This window comes from Szabonella alba, from assembly GCF_016765775.1.
Taxonomy (GTDB): Bacteria; Pseudomonadota; Alphaproteobacteria; order Rhodobacterales; family Rhodobacteraceae; genus Szabonella; species Szabonella alba.
Genome location: NZ_JAESVN010000001.1, coordinates 880,487 through 900,550, shown reverse-complemented (window position 1 = coordinate 900,550; position 20,064 = coordinate 880,487). Strand labels below are relative to the sequence as shown.

At 66.4% G+C, this 20,064-nt stretch carries 18 protein-coding genes; 7 read left to right on the top strand and 11 right to left on the bottom strand.

What is annotated here, in order from left to right; all coding sequences use genetic code 11:
- Nucleotides 1-95 precede the first annotated feature (95 nt).
- Nucleotides 96-1,457, top strand: a complete 1,362-nt coding sequence (locus JL811_RS04195) for an MATE family efflux transporter (protein WP_202687072.1) — start codon at nucleotides 96-98, stop codon at nucleotides 1,455-1,457.
- 120 nt (nucleotides 1,458-1,577) lie between these two features.
- On the opposite strand, the gene JL811_RS04190 is transcribed toward JL811_RS04195, so the two are convergent.
- Nucleotides 1,578-2,357 carry a 23S rRNA (adenine(2030)-N(6))-methyltransferase RlmJ gene (locus JL811_RS04190; protein WP_202687071.1) on the bottom strand — a complete coding sequence of 260 codons (780 nt, stop codon included), beginning with the start codon at nucleotides 2,355-2,357 and terminating at the stop codon, nucleotides 1,578-1,580.
- Nucleotides 2,358-2,460: 103 nt separating this feature from the next.
- Between JL811_RS04190 and JL811_RS04185 the strand changes: the two genes are divergently transcribed.
- Nucleotides 2,461-3,399 (top strand): LysR family transcriptional regulator, encoded by a 939-nt coding sequence (locus tag JL811_RS04185; RefSeq protein WP_202687070.1) that lies wholly within the window; start codon nucleotides 2,461-2,463, stop codon nucleotides 3,397-3,399.
- A gap of 4 nt (nucleotides 3,400-3,403) precedes the next feature.
- On the opposite strand, the gene JL811_RS04180 is transcribed toward JL811_RS04185, so the two are convergent.
- The 6 genes from JL811_RS04180 to hutI all read right to left on the bottom strand — a co-directional run bounded on the left by JL811_RS04180 (nucleotide 3,404) and on the right by hutI (nucleotide 11,240).
- Nucleotides 3,404-4,948, bottom strand: a complete 1,545-nt coding sequence (locus JL811_RS04180; RefSeq protein WP_237684755.1) for a TRAP transporter large permease — start codon at nucleotides 4,946-4,948, stop codon at nucleotides 3,404-3,406.
- The gene (locus JL811_RS04175) at nucleotides 4,938-5,450 is read right to left on the bottom strand and encodes a TRAP transporter small permease subunit (protein WP_202687069.1); all 513 of its coding nucleotides are present in this window, start codon (nucleotides 5,448-5,450) and stop codon (nucleotides 4,938-4,940) included. Before JL811_RS04175 ends, JL811_RS04180 begins: the two co-directional genes overlap by 11 nt.
- A gap of 123 nt (nucleotides 5,451-5,573) precedes the next feature.
- Nucleotides 5,574-6,677 carry a TRAP transporter substrate-binding protein gene (locus JL811_RS04170; protein WP_202687068.1) on the bottom strand — a complete coding sequence of 368 codons (1,104 nt, stop codon included), beginning with the start codon at nucleotides 6,675-6,677 and terminating at the stop codon, nucleotides 5,574-5,576.
- A 141-nt stretch (nucleotides 6,678-6,818) separates the two neighbouring features.
- Nucleotides 6,819-8,504, bottom strand: coding sequence for a urocanate hydratase (gene hutU / locus JL811_RS04165; RefSeq protein ID WP_202687067.1), 1,686 nt, complete (start codon nucleotides 8,502-8,504; stop codon nucleotides 6,819-6,821).
- Nucleotides 8,505-8,529: 25 nt separating this feature from the next.
- The gene (hutH, locus tag JL811_RS04160) at nucleotides 8,530-10,056 is read right to left on the bottom strand and encodes a histidine ammonia-lyase (RefSeq protein WP_202687066.1); all 1,527 of its coding nucleotides are present in this window, start codon (nucleotides 10,054-10,056) and stop codon (nucleotides 8,530-8,532) included.
- A complete protein-coding gene (hutI, locus tag JL811_RS04155) occupies nucleotides 10,053-11,240 on the bottom strand; it encodes an imidazolonepropionase (RefSeq protein WP_202687221.1) in 1,188 nt (395 codons plus the stop codon). Before hutI ends, hutH begins: the two co-directional genes overlap by 4 nt.
- Nucleotides 11,241-11,365: 125 nt before the next feature.
- Between hutI and JL811_RS04150 the strand changes: the two genes are divergently transcribed.
- Together JL811_RS04150 and JL811_RS04145 are read left to right on the top strand one after the other, a co-directional pair.
- Nucleotides 11,366-12,730 (top strand): formimidoylglutamate deiminase, encoded by a 1,365-nt coding sequence (locus JL811_RS04150; protein ID WP_202687065.1) that lies wholly within the window; start codon nucleotides 11,366-11,368, stop codon nucleotides 12,728-12,730.
- Nucleotides 12,727-13,428: a UTRA domain-containing protein gene (locus tag JL811_RS04145; RefSeq protein WP_202687064.1), complete on the top strand. Its 702-nt coding sequence runs from the start codon at nucleotides 12,727-12,729 to the stop codon at nucleotides 13,426-13,428. Before JL811_RS04150 ends, JL811_RS04145 begins: the two co-directional genes overlap by 4 nt.
- A gap of 9 nt (nucleotides 13,429-13,437) precedes the next feature.
- Here JL811_RS04145 and JL811_RS04140 read toward each other — a convergent pair whose 3' ends face one another.
- Complete coding sequence (locus JL811_RS04140; protein WP_202687063.1) at nucleotides 13,438-14,313, bottom strand: LysR family transcriptional regulator; 876 nt, start codon at nucleotides 14,311-14,313, stop codon at nucleotides 13,438-13,440.
- Nucleotides 14,314-14,568: 255 nt separating this feature from the next.
- Here JL811_RS04140 and JL811_RS04135 point away from each other — a divergent pair, with 255 nt between their 5' ends.
- A complete protein-coding gene (locus JL811_RS04135; protein WP_202687062.1) occupies nucleotides 14,569-15,348 on the top strand; it encodes a Bax inhibitor-1/YccA family protein in 780 nt (259 codons plus the stop codon).
- 57 nt (nucleotides 15,349-15,405) lie between these two features.
- On the opposite strand, the gene JL811_RS04130 is transcribed toward JL811_RS04135, so the two are convergent.
- Both JL811_RS04130 and rpmG read right to left on the bottom strand, forming a co-directional pair.
- Nucleotides 15,406-15,915 (bottom strand): P-loop NTPase family protein, encoded by a 510-nt coding sequence (locus JL811_RS04130; RefSeq protein WP_202687061.1) that lies wholly within the window; start codon nucleotides 15,913-15,915, stop codon nucleotides 15,406-15,408.
- Between the two features lie 93 nt (nucleotides 15,916-16,008).
- Nucleotides 16,009-16,176: a 50S ribosomal protein L33 gene (gene rpmG / locus JL811_RS04125; RefSeq protein ID WP_202687060.1), complete on the bottom strand. Its 168-nt coding sequence runs from the start codon at nucleotides 16,174-16,176 to the stop codon at nucleotides 16,009-16,011.
- 284 nt (nucleotides 16,177-16,460) lie between these two features.
- Between rpmG and purE the strand changes: the two genes are divergently transcribed.
- Entirely contained in the window at nucleotides 16,461-16,946 is a 486-nt protein-coding gene (gene purE, locus JL811_RS04120; protein ID WP_202687059.1) for a 5-(carboxyamino)imidazole ribonucleotide mutase, read from the top strand.
- Entirely contained in the window at nucleotides 16,939-18,024 is a 1,086-nt protein-coding gene (locus tag JL811_RS04115; RefSeq protein WP_202687058.1) for a 5-(carboxyamino)imidazole ribonucleotide synthase, read from the top strand. The genes purE and JL811_RS04115 overlap by 8 nt, the downstream gene beginning before the upstream one ends.
- Before the next feature lie 50 nt (nucleotides 18,025-18,074).
- On the opposite strand, the gene JL811_RS04110 is transcribed toward JL811_RS04115, so the two are convergent.
- Nucleotides 18,075-20,060 (bottom strand): peptidoglycan -binding protein, encoded by a 1,986-nt coding sequence (locus JL811_RS04110; protein ID WP_202687057.1) that lies wholly within the window; start codon nucleotides 20,058-20,060, stop codon nucleotides 18,075-18,077.
- Between the last annotated feature and the right edge of the window lie 4 nt (nucleotides 20,061-20,064).

The following is a 20,064-nucleotide window of genomic DNA, read 5'->3' as shown; positions in this document are numbered from 1 at the left end:
CCAGCGTGGCGTCGCTGCATCCCCGGACCCGCAACGGATAAAGGGGGTTGACTGACCCCTTGCCGGGCGCATCGGCCCCGGCTATGGCAAGCGCCATGACCACAGCTCAACCCCATAGCTACGCCGCCCATGCCAAGGCGACGCTTGCGCTCGGCCTGCCGCTGATCGGCAGCCATCTGGCGCAGATGATGCTGCATGTCACCGATACGGTGATGCTGGGCTGGTATGGGGTCACCGAACTGGCCTCGGTGGTGCTGGGCGCCTCGATGTTCTTCATCGTCTTCATCCTCGGCTCGGGCTTTGCGCAGGCGGTGATGCCGATGGTCGCGCAGGCGCTGGGGCGGGGCGAAGAGGTGCAGGTGCGCCGCGACACGCGGATGGGGCTGTGGCTTTCGATCCTGTTCGGGGTGCTCTGCTATCCGGTCTTCTGGTGGTCCGAGGCGCTGTTGCTGGCCTTGGGGCAAAAGCCCGATGTCTCGCTTCTGGCGCAGGATTACATGCGCATCGCGGGGCTGGGCATGATCCCGGCGCTGCTGGTGATGACGCTGAAAAGCTATCTTTCCGCGCTGGAGCGCACGCAGGTTGTCCTCTGGATCACGCTGGCGGCGGTGGGGCTGAATGTGCTGATCAACTGGATGCTGATCTTCGGCAACTGGGGCGCGCCGGAACTGGGCGTGCGCGGGGCGGCCATCGCCTCGGTCCTTGTGCAGCTGGCCAGCTTTCTGGGCCTTGCGCTTTATGCCCATCTGCTACCCGCGCTGCGCCGCTTCCTGCTGTTCCAGCGGTTCTGGCGGCCCGACTGGCAGGCCTTCGGACAGGTGTTCCGCCTCGGCTGGCCGATCGGGCTGACCGGTCTGGCCGAGGGCAGCCTGTTTCAGGCCTCGGCCCTGATGATGGGCTGGATCGGCACGATGGAGCTTGCCGCCCATGGCATCGCGCTTGAGGTGACGGCGCTGGCCTTCATGGTGCATATGGGCCTGTCGAATGCGGCGACGATCCGCATCGGCCGCGCGGCAGGGCGCAATGACGCGCGCCATCTGCGCGATGCCGCCAAGGTGGCGATGGGGCTTTCGTTCCTGTTCGGCCTTTCAATGGTCGCGCTGTTCCTGACCCTGCCCGCAGCCATCGTCGCGCTGTTTCTGGATCTGAACGACCCCCAGGCCCCGGCGATCATCGCCTTCGGTACGCTGCTTCTGGCGCTGTCGGCGCTGTTCCAGATGGTCGATGCGGCGCAGGTGATGGCGCTGGGGTTCCTGCGCGGCATTCATGATACACGGGTGCCGATGTGGCTGGCCTCGATCAGCTACTGGATGGTGGGCATACCGGTCAGCTATGTCCTTGCCTTCCCGCTGGGTCTTGGCGGCGCGGGCCTCTGGCTGGGCCTGACCGTGGGCCTGACCGTGGCCGCGGTTCTGCTGATGGCCCGGTTCTGGCGCCGCGCCCCGCTGGCCGCCTGATCGCCCCCCAGACCGGCGCGTATCTTTGCCCTTTCATCTTGGCGAAAATACCTCGGGTGTGCGGGGGGGGGAGGCGGGGGCTGGCCCCCGCCTCCCCCGGCTTGGGCAAAAACCCCGGCCTCAGCCCTTCTGACGGAAAATCGCCGTGATCCGCGTGGTCTCTTCAGCCAGCCCCCAGGGCGGATTCACGACGAACAGGCCCGATCCGACCATCCGGTGCCCCTCTCGCACGGGGGGAAAGCGCACCTCATGGCGCAGCGCCTCGGGAAAGGCCGCCGACAGCCGCGCCATCATCGGAAGATGCGCCCCGGACAGCAGCAGCGGATACCACAGCGCCACGATCCCGACATTCCACTTGCGAACCAGATCCTCCACCGCCTTGGGGATGCTGTCATACTCGGTCTTGACCTCCCAGGACGGGTCGATCAGCACCATGCCCCGGCGCGGCGTCGGCGGGGTCAGGGACAGGGCCATGGCGATCCCATCCTCGGCCCGGATCGAGACATCATAGGGCGCCAGATGATAGGACAGCGCCCGATGTTCCTGCGGATGCAGTTCGGCCAGATGGATGCGGTCGCTTTCACGAAGCGCCAGTGCCGCCAGAAAGGGCGAACCGGGATAGGCATCTGCCCCTTTCAGGTCGCGCGCCCGGTCCAGCAGCCGCCGCCAGGGGTGATCGGGGGCAAAATGCCGCTCCATCCGCCCCACACCCTGCGCCGCCTCGCCGGTTTTCAGCGACTCGGGCGATGACAGGTCGTAAAGCCCGCGACCGGCATGGGTCTCGATATAGCTGAGCGGCTTGTCCTTGCGCGTCAGGTAATCCAGAATCCACGCCAGAACCGCGTGTTTATGGACATCGGCCGGATTTCCGGCGTGATAGAGATGTTGATAGGACAGCATCGGCCAGACCTATCCGCCAGATGCGGCGCGCGCAAGCGGGTGCCGGTGACGCCGCTTCCGATCCCCGCTTGGCAAGCGCCGCTTCCCCCCGCATCATCGCGCCATGGCCCTGCGATTCACCTTCCGGCAGCTTGAATATTTCGTGGCCATCGGCCGCGCCGGCAGCCTGAGCGCGGCGGCGCGGCGGATCAATGTCTCGGCCCCCTCGCTTTCGGCGGCGTTGGCGCAGCTTGAGGCCGAATTCGGCCTGCCGCTGTTCACACGGCAACATGCGCAGGGACTGGTCCTGACCGATGCAGGCCAGCGTTTGATGGACCGCGCGGCGCATCTGCTGGAGGAGGCGGGCGCCCTTGGCGATCTGGCGAATGATATGGCCGAGCGGCTGGGCGGGCCGGTTTCGGCCGGCTGTCTGGTCACCTTCGCGCCGCTGCTGATGGGGCCGCTGCGGCGCAGTTTCTCGGACGCCTTCCCCGAGGCGCGGCTTTCAATGCAGGAGGCGCATCAGGCGGGGCTGCTGACCCTGCTGGACCGGGGTGAGATCGACATCGCCCTGACCTATAATCTGGACCTGCCGAAAACCCTGCGCTTCGATGCGCTGCTGGATCTGCCGCCGCATGCGGTGCTGCCGCCCGGGCATCCGCTGGCCTGCCACGACAGCGTGACGCTGGCGGCGCTGGCGGCGGAACCGATGGTCCTGCTGGATCTGCCGCATAGCCGCGACTATTTTCTGTCGCTGTTCCAGACGGCGGGCCTGCGGCCCCGCATCGCCGAACGCTGCGGCGGGCTGGGGGTGATGTTCTCACTCGTGGCGCATGGTTTCGGCTATGGGCTGGTGAACCTGCGGCCCGCCGCCCCGCAATCCCCCGATGGCGCAGCGTTGCGGCTGGTCCCCATCACCGGACCCGCCCCGTCAGAACCGGTGCGGCCCATGGTTCTGGGCCTTGCCCGCAAACGCGCGGTAAGCCCGCGCATCGTTGCGGCCTTCGCCACGCATCTGCGGGACCGCTTGCAGGGCCGGACCCTGCCGGGCCTTGCCCTCTGAGGCTTCAGAACACCATGCCCGGCAGCCATGTGGCGATGGCGGGCAGAAACCACAGGATCGCCATGGCAAAGATCTGCAATCCGATGAAGGGCACCACCCCGCGATAGATCATGCCGGTCGTCACCTCGGGCGGCGCGGCCCCCCGCAGATAGAACAGTGAGAACCCGAAGGGCGGCGTCAGGAACGAGGTCTGCAGGTTCACCGCCACCAGGACGGCCAGCCAGATCGGATCATGGCCCATCAGGATCAGCGGCGGGATCAGCAGCGGCAGCAGGATTACCGAGATTTCCACGAAATCAAGGAAGAAGCCGAGGACGAAGATGAAGGCCATCGCGAAGATCAGCGCCCCGGTCGGCCCGCCCGGCAGCGATTCAAGGATCGCCGCAACCCGGTGTTCCCCACCAAGCCCCACAAAGACAAGGCTGAAGAAGGACGCCATCAGGATCGTCGCGAAGATCATCGAGGTGACCGACAGCGTCTGCGCCATGGCCGGGATCATCACCCCCCGGCGGAAGGCGGTCACGATTGCCGCGCCCACGGCCAGCAACCCCGCCAGCGCCAGCCCGGAATAGATCGCGGCCAGCATGTACTCAAAACCACCCGCATCGGACCGCTGCAGCCGCACCGGCGCGGAACCGGCCGCGACCGCCAGCAGCATCAGCGCCGCCGCCCCCGCAATCATCAGCCAGCGTGGCGCGCCCATCCGATACCCTGCCAGCAGAATCGCGCCCACAGCCCCGACGCTTGCCGCCTCATTCGGTGAGGCGACACCACCGAGAATCGCGCCCAGAACCGCCACGATCAGCAGAACGGGCGGCAGGATCGCGCCGAAAATCTCGGCCCGTTTCGGACGGGCGGCGGTTTCCCGCATTGCCGGGGCATCGCCCGGCACAAGGGCCGCGCGGATCAGGATATAGACGATATAGATCGCGACCAGCAGAAACCCCGGCATCAGGGCGGCGGCAAAGGTCTGGCCGACCGAAATGGTCTCGATCGAGAATTTGCCCTGCTTGAACTGCGCCTGCTGGAAGGCCGAAGACATCACCTCGGCCAGAATGATCAGCAGGGTCGAGGGCGGAATGATCTGTCCCAGCGTCCCGGCGGTGCAGACCATGCCCGAGGCAAGGCGCGGATTGTATCCGTTGCGCAGCATCGCGGGCAGCGCGATCATGCCCATGGCGACGACCGTCGCCCCGACAATCCCGGTCGAGGCGGCAAGCAACGCACCGACCAGCATGACCGAAACACCCAATCCGCCACGCAGGGACCCGAACAGCCGCCCCATCGTCTCCAGCAGATCCTCGGCAATGCGGGATTTTTCCAGCACCACCCCCATCAGCACGAACAAGGGAATCGCGGTCAGCACCGGATTGGTCATCACCGCAAAGAAGCGTTGGCCCAATGCGCCCATCAGCGAGATGTTGAAATCCCCCGCCCACCAGCCGATCAGCGCGAAAGCCGTGGCCACGCCCGCGATGGAAAAGGCCACCGGATAGCCCATCAGGATCACCGCGATCAGCGCGGCGAACATCAGCAGATCAAGCGCCATGACGGTCCCCCTGCGAAAGGCGGATCACATCGCGGATCAGCGCCGAAATTCCCTGTATCAGCAACAGCACGCAAAAGGCCGGGATCAGCGTCTTGAGCAGATAGGAGGCCGGAATGCCCCCCACCGACATCGCCCCCTCGCGGATTGCCCAGGCGCGGCTGACCGTGGGCCATGACCAGTAAAGCAGGATAAGCGTGGCCGGGGCCAGCAGCACCAGATGGCCGAAGATGTCGATCAGCGCCTTGCTGCGTGCGGTTGCCGTGGCATAGAAAATATCGACCCGCACATGACCGCCCACGAGCATCGTATAGCCCGCCCCCAGCATGAACAGCGACGCATGCAGGTACAGCACTGATTCATTGACGAAAATGGACGTGTAGCCAAAGACATAGCGCATCAGGACGATGGCGAATTGCACCAGCACCATGGCCAGCGCCGCCCACATCGTCACCGCACCCACGGCGCGGTTGATCCGGTCGAGCCCGTCGGCAAGACGTTCCATCCGTTGTTCCTTCGCTGGAGGTCGTCACACGACGACCGGCCTTCGCCGGGGGCCGTTCCGTGACGGCCGGGCAGATCGGGGGCACGCGCCGCCGGACGGGATCCGGCGACGCGCAAAGGCGGCTCAGGCGTCGCCGTAATTGTAGTCGAGACCGCGCATGTTCATCTGGCCATTATCGGCCCAGGGCGCGTATTCGACCATCAGCTTGCGGTATTCAAGGAAGCTTTCGGTGATGCGGCGCACCAGTTCATCCTCGGAGGCGCGCAGTTCACCGATGACCTCACCCATGGCATTGCCCATGGCGATGGTAATCTCCTCGGGCCATTCGCGCAGCGTGACACCGTGCTGCGACACCAGTTCACGCAGCGCCAGCGCATGCTTGGTGTTGTATTCGGCCAGAACCGGGTTGTAGAGGCTTTCCGCCGCAGCCGCGACCGCCTGTTTCAGATCGTCAGGCAAGTCATTCCAGACATCCAGATTGATCGCACATTCCTCGGCCGAGGACGGCTCACCCGGGCCGGGGCCATAATAGTTCGTGGCGACCTGATAAAGGCCCAGTGCCGAATCCGACCATGGCCCGATGAATTCGCCTGCATCAAGCGCGCCCGATTGCAGCGCCTGGAACATCGCCGGGCCCGACATCGCCTCGACCGCGACGCCCAGTTTCGACATGACCTCGGAATTCAGACCGGTCGTGCGGTATTTCAGCCCTTTCAGGTCATCAAGGCTGGTGATCTCATTGCGGAACCAGCCTGCCCATTGCGGACCGGAATTGCCGCACAGGAAAGGCTTGAGGCCAAAGCGGCCATACATCTCGTCATAAAGCGCCTGCCCGCCGCCCTGCAGCATCCAGCCATGCTGTTCGATGGCCGTCAGACCCAGCGGCTGCGACCCGAACAGCAGGATCCCCTTGGATTTCGACCCCCAATAGGCCGGGACCGCGTGATAAATCTCTGCCGTGCCTTCGGCCACGGCATCGAAGACGCCCGGTCCGGGGACGATTTCACCCGCCGCGAAGAGTTCGACCTCGATGCGCCCGCCCGACAGCGCAGTGATCCGGTCGGCCAGCATCTGCGCCGCAACCCCCGGCCCCGGCAGATTGCGCGGCCAAGCCGATACGAGGCGCCATTTGCGCACATCCTGCGCGATTGCCGGGGCGGCCAGGGTGGCGGCGGTCAGGCCTGCGGCGCCGAGCCCGGCCTTGGTGAGGAAGGAACGTCTTTTCATTTTGTGATCTCCTTGCTGGATGGTGTTTTCAGGTCTTGTCACTCTGCCGGTCGCGATGGACCCGAGGCCGGGGGGCTTTCCGCCCCCCGGACCCCCCGAGGATATTTCAAAACAGCTGAAGGGGGGCGGCGGTCATTCCGGTCAGTCCTTGAGAATCGCAGGCAGGTTAAGCCCATGTTCGCGGGCGCAGTCGAGGGCGATGTCATAGCCCGCATCGGCATGGCGCATGACGCCGGTGGCCGGATCGTTCCACAGCACATTGGCAATGCGGCGGTCGGCATCCTCGGTGCCGTCGCAGCAGATGACCATGCCGGAATGCTGGCTGAAACCCATGCCCACGCCGCCGCCATGATGAAGGCTGACCCAAGTGGCACCCGATGCACAATTCAGAAGCGCATTGAGCAAGGGCCAGTCACTGACCGCATCCGACCCGTCGCGCATCGCCTCGGTCTCGCGGTTGGGGCTGGCAACCGATCCCGAATCGAGATGGTCGCGGCCGATCACGACCGGCGCCTTCAATTCGCCGTTGCGCACCATTTCATTGATCGCAAGCCCCGCGCGGTGACGGTCGCCCAGCCCGATCCACATGATCCGGGCAGGCAGGCCCTGAAAGGCAATGCGCTCCCGCGCCATGTCCAGCCAGTTGTGCAGATGGGTGTTGTCGGGGAACAGTTCCTTCATCTTCGCATCGGTCTTGTAGATATCCTCGGGGTCGCCCGACAGGGCGCACCAGCGGAAGGGACCGATCCCCTTGCAGAACAGGGGCCGGATATAGGCGGGCACGAAACCGGGGAAGGCAAAGGCGTTTTCCAGCCCCTCCTCTTGCGCCACCTGCCGGATATTGTTGCCGTAATCCAGCGTCGGCACGCCCGCATTCCAGAAATCGACCATGGCGGCGACATGGGTGCGCATGCTGGCACGCGCTGCCTTTTCTACCGCCTTGGGGTCGGTTTCCTGCTTCGCGCGCCATTCGGCGACGGTCCAGCCCTGCGGCAGGTAGCCATGCACCGGATCATGGGCCGAGGTCTGGTCGGTCACGATATCGGGGCGCATTCCGCCTGCTTTCATGCGGCGATAGATCTCGGGGAACACATCTGCCGCATTGCCGATCAGGGCGACCGATTTCGCCTCCCCCGCCTTGGTCCAGCGGTCGATCATCGCCAGCGCCTCATCCAGCGTATGGGCTTTCTCGTCGCAATAGCGGGTGCGGATGCGGAAATCGGCGCGGGTTTCGTCACATTCCACGGTCAGGCAGCAGGCACCGGCCATCACGGCGGCCAGCGGCTGCGCGCCGCCCATGCCGCCAAGTCCGCCGGTCAGGATCCAGCGGCCCTTGAGGCTGCCGCCGTAATGCTGGCGCCCCGCCTCGGCAAAGGTCTCGAACGTGCCCTGCACGATGCCTTGCGTGCCGATATAGATCCAGCTTCCGGCGGTCATCTGGCCATACATGGCCAGACCTTTCTTGTCCAATTCGTTGAAATGGTCCCATGTCGCCCAATGCGGCACGAGGTTGGAATTCGCGATCAGCACGCGGGGCGCGTCCTTATGGGTGCGGAAGACGCCCACGGGCTTGCCCGATTGCACCACAAGCGTCTGATCTTCTTCCAGCTTGCGCAGCTCGGCGCAGATGCGGTCGAAATCCTCCCATGTGCGGGCGGCGCGGCCGATGCCGCCATAGACCACCAGTTCATGCGGATTTTCGGCCACATCGGGATGCAGGTTGTTCATCAGCATCCGCAAGGGCGCCTCGGTCAGCCAGCTTTTGGCGCTGATCTCGGTGCCGGTCGGCGGAAAGATGTCGCGGGTGTTGTGACGGGGATTGGTCATTGCAAAGGCTTTCGGTTGGGGCGCATCACAGCGCGAAATCTTCAATGCGGGCGGCGCGGATCAATGCGCCATCCGCGACAAGTCCGGCGGCGGCAGCAATCTCGGGCGCAAGATAGCGGTCTTCCTTCAGCACCGGGCTGACCGAACGCACCACCGCCATCACCGATTGCAGCGCAGGCGAGGTGACCAGCGGCGCGCGGAAGTCCACGCCCTGCGCGGCACAAAGCGCCTCAACCCCCAGGATTACCGCCAGATTGTCATTCATCCGCCCCAGACGCCGCGCGCCATGGGCGGCCATGGAAACGTGATCCTCCTGATTGGCCGAGGTCGGCGTGCTGTCGGTCGAACAGGGATTCGCCAGATGCTTGTTCTCGCTCATCAGCGCCGCCGTCGTCACCTCGGCAATCATCAGGCCGGAATTCAGGCCGGGATCAGGCGTCAGGAAAGGCGGCAGGTCGTGGCTCAGCGTCGGATCGACCATGAGGGCCACGCGGCGCTGCGCGATGGCGCCGATTTCGGCCAGCGCCAGCGCGATGATATCGGCGGCAAAGGCGACGGGTTCCGCGTGGAAATTGCCACCGGAAAAGATGCCGGTGGAAATCACCAGCGGATTGTCGGTCACCGCATTGGCCTCGGTCTCCAGCGTGGTCGCGGCAAAGCGCAGAAGGTCCACCGCTGCGCCCACCACCTGCGGCTGGCAGCGGATGCAGTAAGGGTCCTGCACGCGGGTATCGCCTTCGCGGTGGCTCTCGCGGATGACCGAGCCTTCCATGACCCCCCGCATCCGGTCCGCCACCTCGATCTGGCCGCGATGGCCGCGCAGGGTGTGGATTTCCGCCTGCAAGGGGGCGGTCGATCCCATGATCGCATCGGTCGAGAGGCTCGCCGTGACCAGCGATGTCGCCGCCGCGCGCCAGCCCCGGAACAGACCGGTCAGCGCCAGAGCCGTGGAAAACTGCGTGCCGTTTATCAGGCCAAGGCCTTCCTTGGGGCCAAGGATAAGGGGCGACAGCCCCGCCGCCGCCAAAGCAGCAGCTCCCGCCATGCGCCGTCCCTGAAACACCGCCTCACCCTCACCGATCATCGCGGCGGTCATATGGGCCAGCGGGGCAAGGTCGCCCGAGGCCCCGACAGACCCCTGCGCAGGCACGACCGGGATCACGCCTGCCGCCAGCATCGCCTCGATCTGGGCAATCACCGCCCAGCGTACGCCCGAGGCACCGCGCCCCAGAGACAGCAGTTTCAGCGCCATCATCAGGCGAGTGGTGGGTTCGTCCAGCGCCTCCCCCACGCCGCAGCAATGCGACAGAATCAGGTTGCGCTGCAGCGTCGCGGTGTCCTTGGGCGCGATCTTGACCGAGGCCAGTTTGCCAAAACCGGTATTGACGCCGTAAACCGCCGCCTCACCCTGTGCCGCTGCCGCAACCTGTGCCGCCGCCGCCTCGACCCCCGCCCGCGCGGCGGGGTCAAGCCGAGCTACGCCCGCGCCACGCCAAAGGGTTTCCAGATGGGCAAGGGTCGTGGACCCCGGCGTCAGGATCATGTCCGTCATTGGTCGGGGCCTCCGAAAATCCGCGCATGCAGCGGGTTGAAACCGAAACGATAGGCAAGCTCGGCAGGCGTCTCGACCGACCAGAGCGCGAGGTCCGCGCGCATTCCCGACGCGATCAGGCCGGTATCGGTGAGGCCAAGCGCACGGGCGGCATGGGTGGTCACGCCGCGCAGCGCCTCATCCGGGGTCAGGCGGAACAGGGTGCAGCCCATGTTCATCGCGAGCAGAAGTGAGGTGAGGGGCGAGGATCCGGGGTTGCAGTCGGTGGCCAGCGCCATCGGCACGCCATGGGCGCGGAAGGCGGCGACGGGGGGCATTTGCGTTTCGCGGATCGCATAGAAGGCCCCTGGCAGCAGCACCGCAACCGTGCCCGAAGCCGCCAGCAGCGCCGCATCCGCATCGGTCGCATATTCCACATGGTCAACCGACAGCGCGCCATAACGCGCCGCCAGCGCCGTGCCTCCGATATGCGACAACTGTTCGGCATGCAGCTTTACGGGCAGGCCGAGCTCACGCGCGGCATCAAAGACGCGGGCGATCTGACTGGTATCGAAGGCAATTCCTTCACAGAACCCATCCACCGCGTCGACCAGCCCTTCGGCATGGGCGGCGCGCAGGGCGGGAATGCAGACCGTGTCGATATAGGCATCGGCGCGGCCCTGATACTCGACCGGCACCGCATGGGCACCGAGGAAAGTGGTTCGGATCCGCACCGGGCGCGCGGCTGCCAGCGCCCTTGCGGCGCGAAGCATCCGCAATTCGGTTTCCAGATCCAGCCCATAGCCGGATTTGACCTCGACGCAGGAAACGCCTTCGGCCAGCAGCGCATCCAGACGCGGCAGCGCTTGGGCCACAAGGCTGTCCACATCCGCGCCGCGCGTGGCCTTGACGGTTGATACGATCCCGCCGCCCGCACGGGCAACCTCTTCATAGCTGGCACCTTCCAGCCGCATGCCGAATTCCAGCGCACGATGGCCGCCATGCACGATATGCGTGTGGCAGTCGATAAAGGCCGGGGTCAGCAGCCGCCCCTCACCCGCGATCCGGGCATATCCTGCATAGTCCTCTGGCAGATCGGCCTCGGGCCCCGCCCAAAGGATGCGGCCACCGCCAAGGGCCACGGCCCCTTGCGCAATGAACGCGCCCCCGGTTCCGGTTCCGGTAAGACCGACTCCTGCGATCACCCGGTTTTCGCTGGCTTGAATGTCGATTGTCACCTTGATTCCCCCGTCGCTTGGCGATATTATGTCTATACATATTATTTCTGTCAACCGACTGCATCGGCAGCAGGCGACAAGGGAGAGAGACCATGACGGCGATCTGGGCAGAACAGGCCTTGCTGGCCACAGGCTGGGCGGAAGATGTGACCGTCAGCATCGAGGGAGACCGCATCGCCGGTATCACGCCGGGCAGCGCGACCCCCGCCGGGGCGCAGCGCGTGGGCCTTTTGCTGCCCGCGCCCTCCAATCTGCATTCCCACGCCTTCCAGCGCGCCATGGCCGGGCTGACCGAGACGCGCGGCCCCGATCCGCGTGACAGTTTCTGGACATGGCGGCAGTTGATGTATCGCTTTCTCGATCAGCTGACCCCCGATGATGTCGAGGCCATCACCGCCTTCGTGCAGATGCAGATGCTGGAAGCGGGTTATGCCGCGAATGTCGAGTTTCACTATCTGCATCATCGTCCGGGCGGGGCCGGTTATGACAATATCGCAGAAATGTCGGAACGGGTCGCGGCGGCAACGGTCCACACCGGGATCGGGCTGACGCTGCTGCCGGTGCTTTACGAATTCGGCGGCTGCGACCGGCGGGCCTTGGGGCCGGGGCAGATCCGTTTTGGCAATGACCCAGACCGCTTTGCCCGGCTGGTCGAGGGGGCCGGGGCCGCGCTGCGTGCCCTGCCCGCCGATACCCGTCTTGGCATTGCGCCGCATTCGCTGCGCGCCGTGTCACCCGAAGGGCTGGCCGCCGCGATTGCCCTGCGCCCCGATGCGCCCTTGCACATGCATCTGGCCGAACAGGTGGCCGAGGTTGAGGAGCTGCTGGCCCATCGCGGCGCGCGCCCCGTTGAATGGCTGATGGACAATGCGGCGGTGGATGCGCGCTGGTGCCTGATCCACTGCACCCAGATGGAGCCGAATGAAACCACGGCGCTGGCCCGTTCGGGTGCGGTGGCGGGGCTTTGCCCGATCACCGAATCAAGCCTGGGTGACGGCATTTTCGACGGCGTGTCCTATGCCGCGCAGGGCGGCGTCTGGGGCATCGGATCCGACAGCAATATCCGCATCGCGCTGGCCGAGGAGTTGCGCACGCTGGATTACAGCCAGCGCCTGCGCGACCGGTCCCGCGCCGCATTGGCCCTGCCCGGAAAATCCACCGGCCGCGTGCTGTTCGAGGCGGCAGCACAGGGCGGCGCACAGGCGGCGGGGCGCGATGCGGGCCGGATCGAGACCGGGCGGCTGGCCGATCTGGTGGCGCTGGACTGCACCGGCCCGGATATGGCCGGGCGGCGCGGCGATACCGCGCTGGACAGCTACATCTTTGCGGGCGATGACCGCATCATCTCGGATCTGTGGTCGGCCGGTCGGCATCTGGTGCACGAAGGGCGTCATGCCCGGCATGAGGCGATCACGGCGGCCTATGTCGCGACCGTGACCCGGCTGCGGCAGGGATGAGCAGCATCACATGGCAGACCGTGCAGGCCGAGGCGCTGCGCCGCATCCGCACCCGGGAATGGCCGCCCGGATCCCGCATCCCGGATGAGGCGGTTCTGGCCGCTGAACTGGGCTGCGCGCGGGCCACGGTGAACCGCGCGCTGCGCGAACTGGCCGAGGCGGGGCTGCTGGAACGCCGCCGCAAGGCCGGAACGCGCGTGCCGCTGAACCCGGTGCGCAAGGCCACATTCGAGGTGCCGATCATCCGGCAGGATATCGAGGGGCGGGGGCTGGTGCCCGGCTACCGGCTGCTGACGCGGGCGGTTGAACCTGCCCCGGCGGCGCTGCTGGCATCGCTTCCGGCGGGCAGCCTGCCCCCCGGGGCACAGCTTTTGCGGCTGCGCGCGCTGCATCTGGCCGGGGATGCGCCCTTTTGCCTTGAGGAACGCTGGGTCAACCCCTTGACCGCGCCGGGCATTCTGGTGGCCGATCTTGACGGGATCAGCGCGAATGAATGGCTGGTGCAGAACACCTCCTTCACCGGGGGCGATATCGCCTTTGGCGCAACGAATGCCGATGCCGAAACCGCCGCCGCACTGGATTGCCCGCCGGGTGCATCGCTTTTCGTCATCGACCGCATGACCCGGGCGGGTGAGGCGCTGATTACCTCGGTGCGCCTGTCCTACGCGCCCGGCTACCAGATGCAGGCGGTCATCTGACGCGGGCCTTCAGCCCGGATCGGCGTAGGCCTCGGCCAGCGCCTGCGCCAGTGCCGCGGCAAAGCCTGTCCCCGCCTGCCGCTGGTAAAGACAGACATGCGTGACGCCCGCAGGCGGCAGCCCATGGGCCGGACCCAGTGCCGCACAGCCCGCCGGAACATTGCCCTCCATCCGCACCGTCAGGCCCAACCCGGCGGCCACGGTCGTTTCGATCACCGTCTCGCTGCCGCCTTCCGGCACGGCGGCCCATGCGATGCCTGCCGCCTCCAGCGCGGCAAGGGCCGGGGCACGGAAGGCGCAATCGGGCTTGAAGGCAACCGGCAAGGGACGCCGCAGCGCGGCCCCGCCCTGGGGATCACCGCCCATGCCTTGCGCCGCGACCCATAGCAGCGCCCGGCGCGAGAGGATCGCGGCCGCTGGCCCGGGCCGCGTCTCGGTAGTCAGGATCAGATCGAATTCGCCCTGTGCGAAACGATCCTGGAGCTGGCGGCTGTAGGAGGTAACCAGATCGATGCGATGGCCGGGCCAGTCGGCGGCCATGCGCCGGAGCACGCCCGGCATCTGCGGGGACACGATGTCATAGGGCACGCCCAGCCGCAGCACCCGCCCCGCTGCCCCGTCCGGGGCCAGCCGCGCCAGCGCCTCATCATTCAGCGCCAGCATCCGGCGGGCATAGGAAATCAGCCCCTCGCCCTCGGGCGTGGGGACAAGCCGCCCGCCGCCCCGGGTGAACAGCACCCTGCCCAGCCGGTCCTCCATCCGGCGGATCTGCATCGAGACCGCCGATTGCGTCAGGTTCAGCACCGCCGCCGCCCGCGTCACGGTGCCGATCTCGGCCACCGCGACAATTGACCGCAAGGCTGCCAGATCCAGATTGCGCGCCATATCTGCCCCGTTTTCCGCACCGTGCCCTGTTGCATTCCCGGGGTCGGAAGTCCGATTCCTCCCCGTTCCGACGCCACATCGCCGCCCCTGCCGCCCGGTTGCAAGCAATTTGACGAAACCCCTGCCCGCAATCGCGAAAAGGTCAGGCCAATCCAGCCGGTTTTCCTTGAAATTCCACCCGATCTTACCGATATTCAATGCTGAACGGGTCCGGCGACCAATCGGACCCGCCCGACAATCCTAGCGGAGGCAAGAATGGCTGAGTATCAAACAATCAATCCGGCGGGTGCGGGCGCACGCACAGCCCGGATCGACGAGGGCCTGCGCGCCCATATGAACAAGGTCTACGGCCTGATGTCGGTCGGCATGCTGCTGACCGGTGGCGCGGCCTGGGCGATCTCGGGTCTTGCCACCACCACCGATCCGTCGCTGGCGGCGGCCGAGCTTGCCTCGGGCAAATACCTGACCTCGCTGGGTGTGGCGCTTTATGCCTCGCCGCTGAAATGGGTCATCATGTTTGCCCCGCTGATCATGGTCTTTGCCTTCTCGGCGATGATCAACCGCATGTCGGCGGCAGCGGCGCAACTGTTCTTCTACGTCTATGCGGCAGCCATGGGCCTGTCGATCTCGTCGATCTTTCTGGTCTATACCGGCACCTCGATCGCGCAGACCTTCCTGATCACCGCCATCGCCTTTGCGGGGCTCTCGCTTTACGGCTACACGACCAAGCGTGACCTGTCGGGCATGGGCACCTTCCTGATGATGGGGCTGATCGGCCTGATCGTCGCAATGGTCGTGAATATCTTCCTTGCCTCCTCGGCAATGGCGTTTGCGATCTCGACCATCGGCGTGCTGATCTTCGCGGGCCTCACCGCCTATGACACGCAGTCGATCAAGAACGAATATGTCGCCCATGCCGCGCATGGCGATCAGGAATGGCTGGGCAAGGCCGCCATCATGGGCGCGCTGCGTCTCTATCTCGACTTCATCAACATGTTCATGTTCTTGCTGAGCTTCCTCGGCAACCGCGAATAACGGCGGACGGAACGAAGGATAGTACCGGGCCGGGGGAAACCCCGGCCCTTTTCATTTTCAGAAATCAGCCAGAAACGCGGCCAGATCCCCGCTGCTGCGCAGATGGGCGACGGAAAGTTCCGGCGGGGCGGCACGGGTAAACCTTTGCAGGCGAGCGCGCGACCCATGCTGCGTGGCCCAGATGAAGCGCCAGAATCCCGGCAGGTTGCGCAAGCGTTCCGGGCAGCCCGGCGGCAGATCCGGCCGGGTGCGGCCCAGCCCCGTCAACGTCCGCCGCGTCACCCGCCAAAGCCGCAGCCAGACCGGCAGATCCAGCCAGATCAGCAGATCGGCGCGCGCGGCCCGGCTGTCATAGGTCTGCGACAGGCCCCCCTCGAAGATCCAGCGCTCCTGCGCCTCGATTGCCCGCGCTGCCACGATTTTCTCGGGCAACGGACGCTCAACCCAGCCGCTTTGCCAATGGATATGATCCATATGCACGACCGGCAGACCGGTGCGGGCCCCCAGCAGCCGTGCCAATGTGGATTTGCCCGAACCGGGCTGCCCCACGATCATGATCCGCCGCATCGGCCTATCCTCTTCCTCTCTGTCTGCCCGGAACCCAACGCAAAAGGCCGCATCTTTCGATGCGGCCTTCCGATCCTTGCGGAGGGGCAGATCTTACTTGATCTTGCCTTCCTTGTATTCGACATGCTCCCGTTTGACGGGATCATATTTGCGCACCGTCATCTTTTCGGTCATCGACTTGGCATTCTTCTTGGTGACATAGAAGTGCCCCGTTCCCGCCGTCGAGTTCAGACGGATCTTGATTGTCGCCGGCTTCGCCATTTCCCGTATCTCCTTCAGCCCGGAGAAATGCGCCCCCGGTGGAATCCTTGAAACCCGCCTTTTACCCGCGCGCAGGGCGGAGTCAACCGGGAAACGGCAAACAGCGCCGCATTCGGCGGCAGGACGGGCAAAGCGGGGCACGGAAGTGACGCGCCGCCGCCGCCTGCCCTTGCCCCTGCCCCGCACCAAGCTATAGTGCGCGCTCAATTATGCGACGGGCCTGCAACAGGTCCGGGACGGGCCGTCGCAGGGCCGCAGACAGACAACCGGAGGCTGGATCGCGCATGGCAGTCGAAGTGGGAATCATCATGGGAAGTCAGTCGGACTGGCCCACGATGAAAGAGGCCGCGCTGATCCTTGACGAGTTGGGCATCCCCCATGAGGCCCGCATCGTCTCGGCCCACCGCACGCCCGACCGGCTCTGGTCCTATGGGCGTGAGGCCGCAGGCCGGGGGCTGAAGGTGATCATCGCAGGCGCAGGCGGGGCGGCCCATCTGCCCGGCATGATGGCCTCGAAAACCCGGATCCCGGTGATCGGCGTGCCGGTGCAGACGCGTGCCCTGTCGGGTGTCGACAGTCTTTATTCCATTGTCCAGATGCCCAAGGGCTTTCCGGTCGCAACCATGGCCATCGGGGCGGCGGGGGCGGCCAATGCCGGGCTGATGGCGGCGGGGATCCTTGCGCTGAACGATCCCGCCCTTGCCGCGCGGCTGGACGCGTGGCGCGCGGCCCTTTCCGCGTCGATCCCCGAGGAGCCGCAGGATGACTGACCCCCTTCCCCCCGGCCCCCTCCCCCCCGGTTCGGTGATCGGAATTCTGGGCGGCGGCCAACTGGGTCGCATGCTGTCGGTCGCGGCGGCACGGCTGGGCTATCGCTGCCATATCTATGAACCCGCCGCCAATCCGCCTGCGGGCGATGTGGCCTGTCGCGTCACGACCGCCAGCTATGACGATGCGACGGCCTTGACCGAATTTGCCGGGGCGGTCGATGTCGTGACCTATGAATTCGAGAATATCCCGACCGAGGCGCTGGACCTGCTTGAGGCCCTGCGCTCGATCCGGCCCTGCCGCCCGGCGCTTGCGATCAGTCAGGACCGGATCGCGGAAAAGGACTTTCTGAACGGTCTGGGACTGGCGACAGCGCCCTATGCCCGCGTCGAAAGCCGCGCCGATCTGGATGTCGCGCTGAAAACCATCGGCACACCCGCGATCCTGAAAACCACGCGACTGGGCTATGACGGCAAGGGGCAGGCCCGGATCATGGCGCCCGATCAGGCCGAGGCCGCCCTTGCCGCCATGCAGGGGGCTGCGGCGGTGCTGGAAGGCTTTGTCAGCTTCAGCCATGAGGTTTCGGTCATCGCCGCGCGCGGGCTGGACGGATCGGTGGCCTGTTTCGACCCCGGCGAGAATGTGCATGAGGCAGGCATCCTGCGCCGCACCACGGTTCCGGCCCGGCTGTCGCCCGCGCAGCGGTCGGATGCGGTGCTGATCGCGGCGCGGATCCTCAACGCGCTGGATTATGTCGGCGTGCTGGGGGTTGAGCTGTTCGTGACCCCTGCGGGGCTTCTGGTCAATGAAATCGCGCCCCGGGTCCATAATTCGGGCCATTGGACGCAGAATGGCTGCGCGGTGGATCAGTTTGAACAGCATATCCGCGCCATCACCGGCTGGCCGCTGGGCGACGGGTCGCGCCATTCCGATGTGGTCATGGAAAACCTGATCGGCGACGATATCGCCAAGATCCCCGCCATCGCGGGCGAACGCCATGCCGCCCTGCATCTTTACGGCAAGCCCGAGGCCAGGCCCGGCCGCAAGATGGGCCATGTGAACCGCGTCACCCCGCGCTGACGCGGGCCCCCGTTTCACCCGATGACATGGTCTGCCGGGGCGCGTCCCGCTCAGCGTTCGGTCAGTTTCAGCTCGATCCGGCGGTTTTGTGCCCGCGCGTCGGCACTGTCGCCCGGGGCAACGGGCTGCCATTCGCCAAACCCCGTCGCGGCCATGCGACCCGGCGGGAATCCCAGATCCTGCTGCATGTAGCGCACGACCGACAGCGCCCGCGCCTGACTGAGCTGCCAGTTATCCTGAAATTCCCCAAAACCCGACAGCGGCACATTGTCGGTATGGCCATCCACCCGGATGATCCAGTCGATGCCGGGCGGGATCTGATCCGCGATTTCGGAAAGCGTTGCCACCACTCCCGCGATCTGCGCGCGTCCCTCGGGGGCCAGATCGGCCGAACCGGGATTGAACAGCACTTCTGACGAAAACACAAAACGGTCGCCAACGATGCGCACGCCATCACGCCCGGCCAGCACCGCGCGCAACTGGCCGAAGAATTCGGACCGGAAGGTTTCCAGCCGTTCGGCCTCGGCCTCCAGCCTGCGGCGCTCGGCCTCTTCCAGTTCGGCGCGGCGGCGCTGGTCGGCAGCGGCCTGTGCAAGGGCGGCATTCAACTGCCCGCCCAGCATTTCCAGCCGCACATTGGCGGCAACATCGCGGGCTTCGGCATCATCCAGCAGCGCCTGCAACTGACCCAACTGCCCCCGCAGCGCTGCGATCTGTTCGTTCAATAGCGCCATGCGCCGCGCGGCCTCGTCAGATTTCGCCTGTTCCGTCGTCAGTGCCTCACGCGCGGCCGCCAGCCTCGCCTCGCGTTCTTCGGCGCCGGTGGTTGCGCGCGCGGCCTCGGTCCGGGCCGCCGCCAGCAGGGTCAGCGTTTCTTCGGCGCGGCGGCGCTGTTCTTCCAGCGCCAGCGTCATGGCGGTCAGTTCGCTGTCGGCCTCGGCCAGACGGGCGCGCAGCGCCTCGGCGGCAGCGGCATCGGCAAGCCGGGTCGCCTCTTCCTCGGTCAGTTGCGCCTCGGCACGCTCCAGCCGCTGGCGCAGGGCCTCGGCGGCGGCGCGTTCGGCCAGACGGGCGGCCTCGGTCCGGGAAATCTCGCTTTCCAGACCCGCCAGCCGCTCCCGCAGGGCGGCGGCGGCGGCAAGCTCGGCCAGTCGCGCGGCCTCGGCCGCATCCAGCGCGCCCTCCAGTTCGGTGACCTGCCCCTGCAATGCGCTGGCCTGATCCTGTGCCAGACGGCTTGCGGCAAGTTCTGCCTCCAGTTCGGCGATGCGCCCGGCCTGCATGGCGGCGCCTTCCTCGGCCCCGTCCAGCAACAGCGCCAGCCGTGACAATTCGGCGGCACGGCTTTCGGCGCTGGTCTCGGCGCTTTCCAGCCGCGCCAGCATCGCCGCCAGATCCGCCTGGCCACTGGCGACCTCGGCGCGCAGATCGGCGGTCAGTGCCTCCAGCGCCTCACGCCGTGCTGCGGCCAGCCGCGCGGCCTCGGCGCCCGCGTCAATCTCCTCGCGCGCCTGCGCAAGGGCAAGGTTCAGTGCTTCCTGCCCCGAGATCAGCCGCGCCTCGGCGGCCTCAAGCTCGGCCAGTGAGGCGGACAGTGCCCCGACCTCGCCGCGCGCGGCGTCGCGTTCAGCCAGCAGGGATGCCACCTGCGATTCAAAATCCGCGATCTGCGCGCCTGCTGCATCCAGATCGGCCTCGCGCGCCGCAAGCTGCCCGGTCAGCGTGGCGATCAGCGCGGATTGCGCCTGCCCTTCCGCCGCCGCCGCCGCCAGATCTGACCCCAGCCGCCCGACCTCGGCCTCCAGCCCCTCGGCGCGGCGGCGTTCCAGCCCCAGCGCTGCGGCCAGTTCTGCCACCTGTCCGGTCAGCGCATCCAGTTCATTGCCCTGACTGTCGATGGTATCGCGCAGGACCGACTGCACGATCATGAAGATCGACAGCACGAACATCAGCACCAGCAAGAGCGCCGTCATCGCATCGACGAAACCCGGCCAGATTGCCGATTCAGACCGCCCTCCGCGACGCGACAGCGCCATGGCG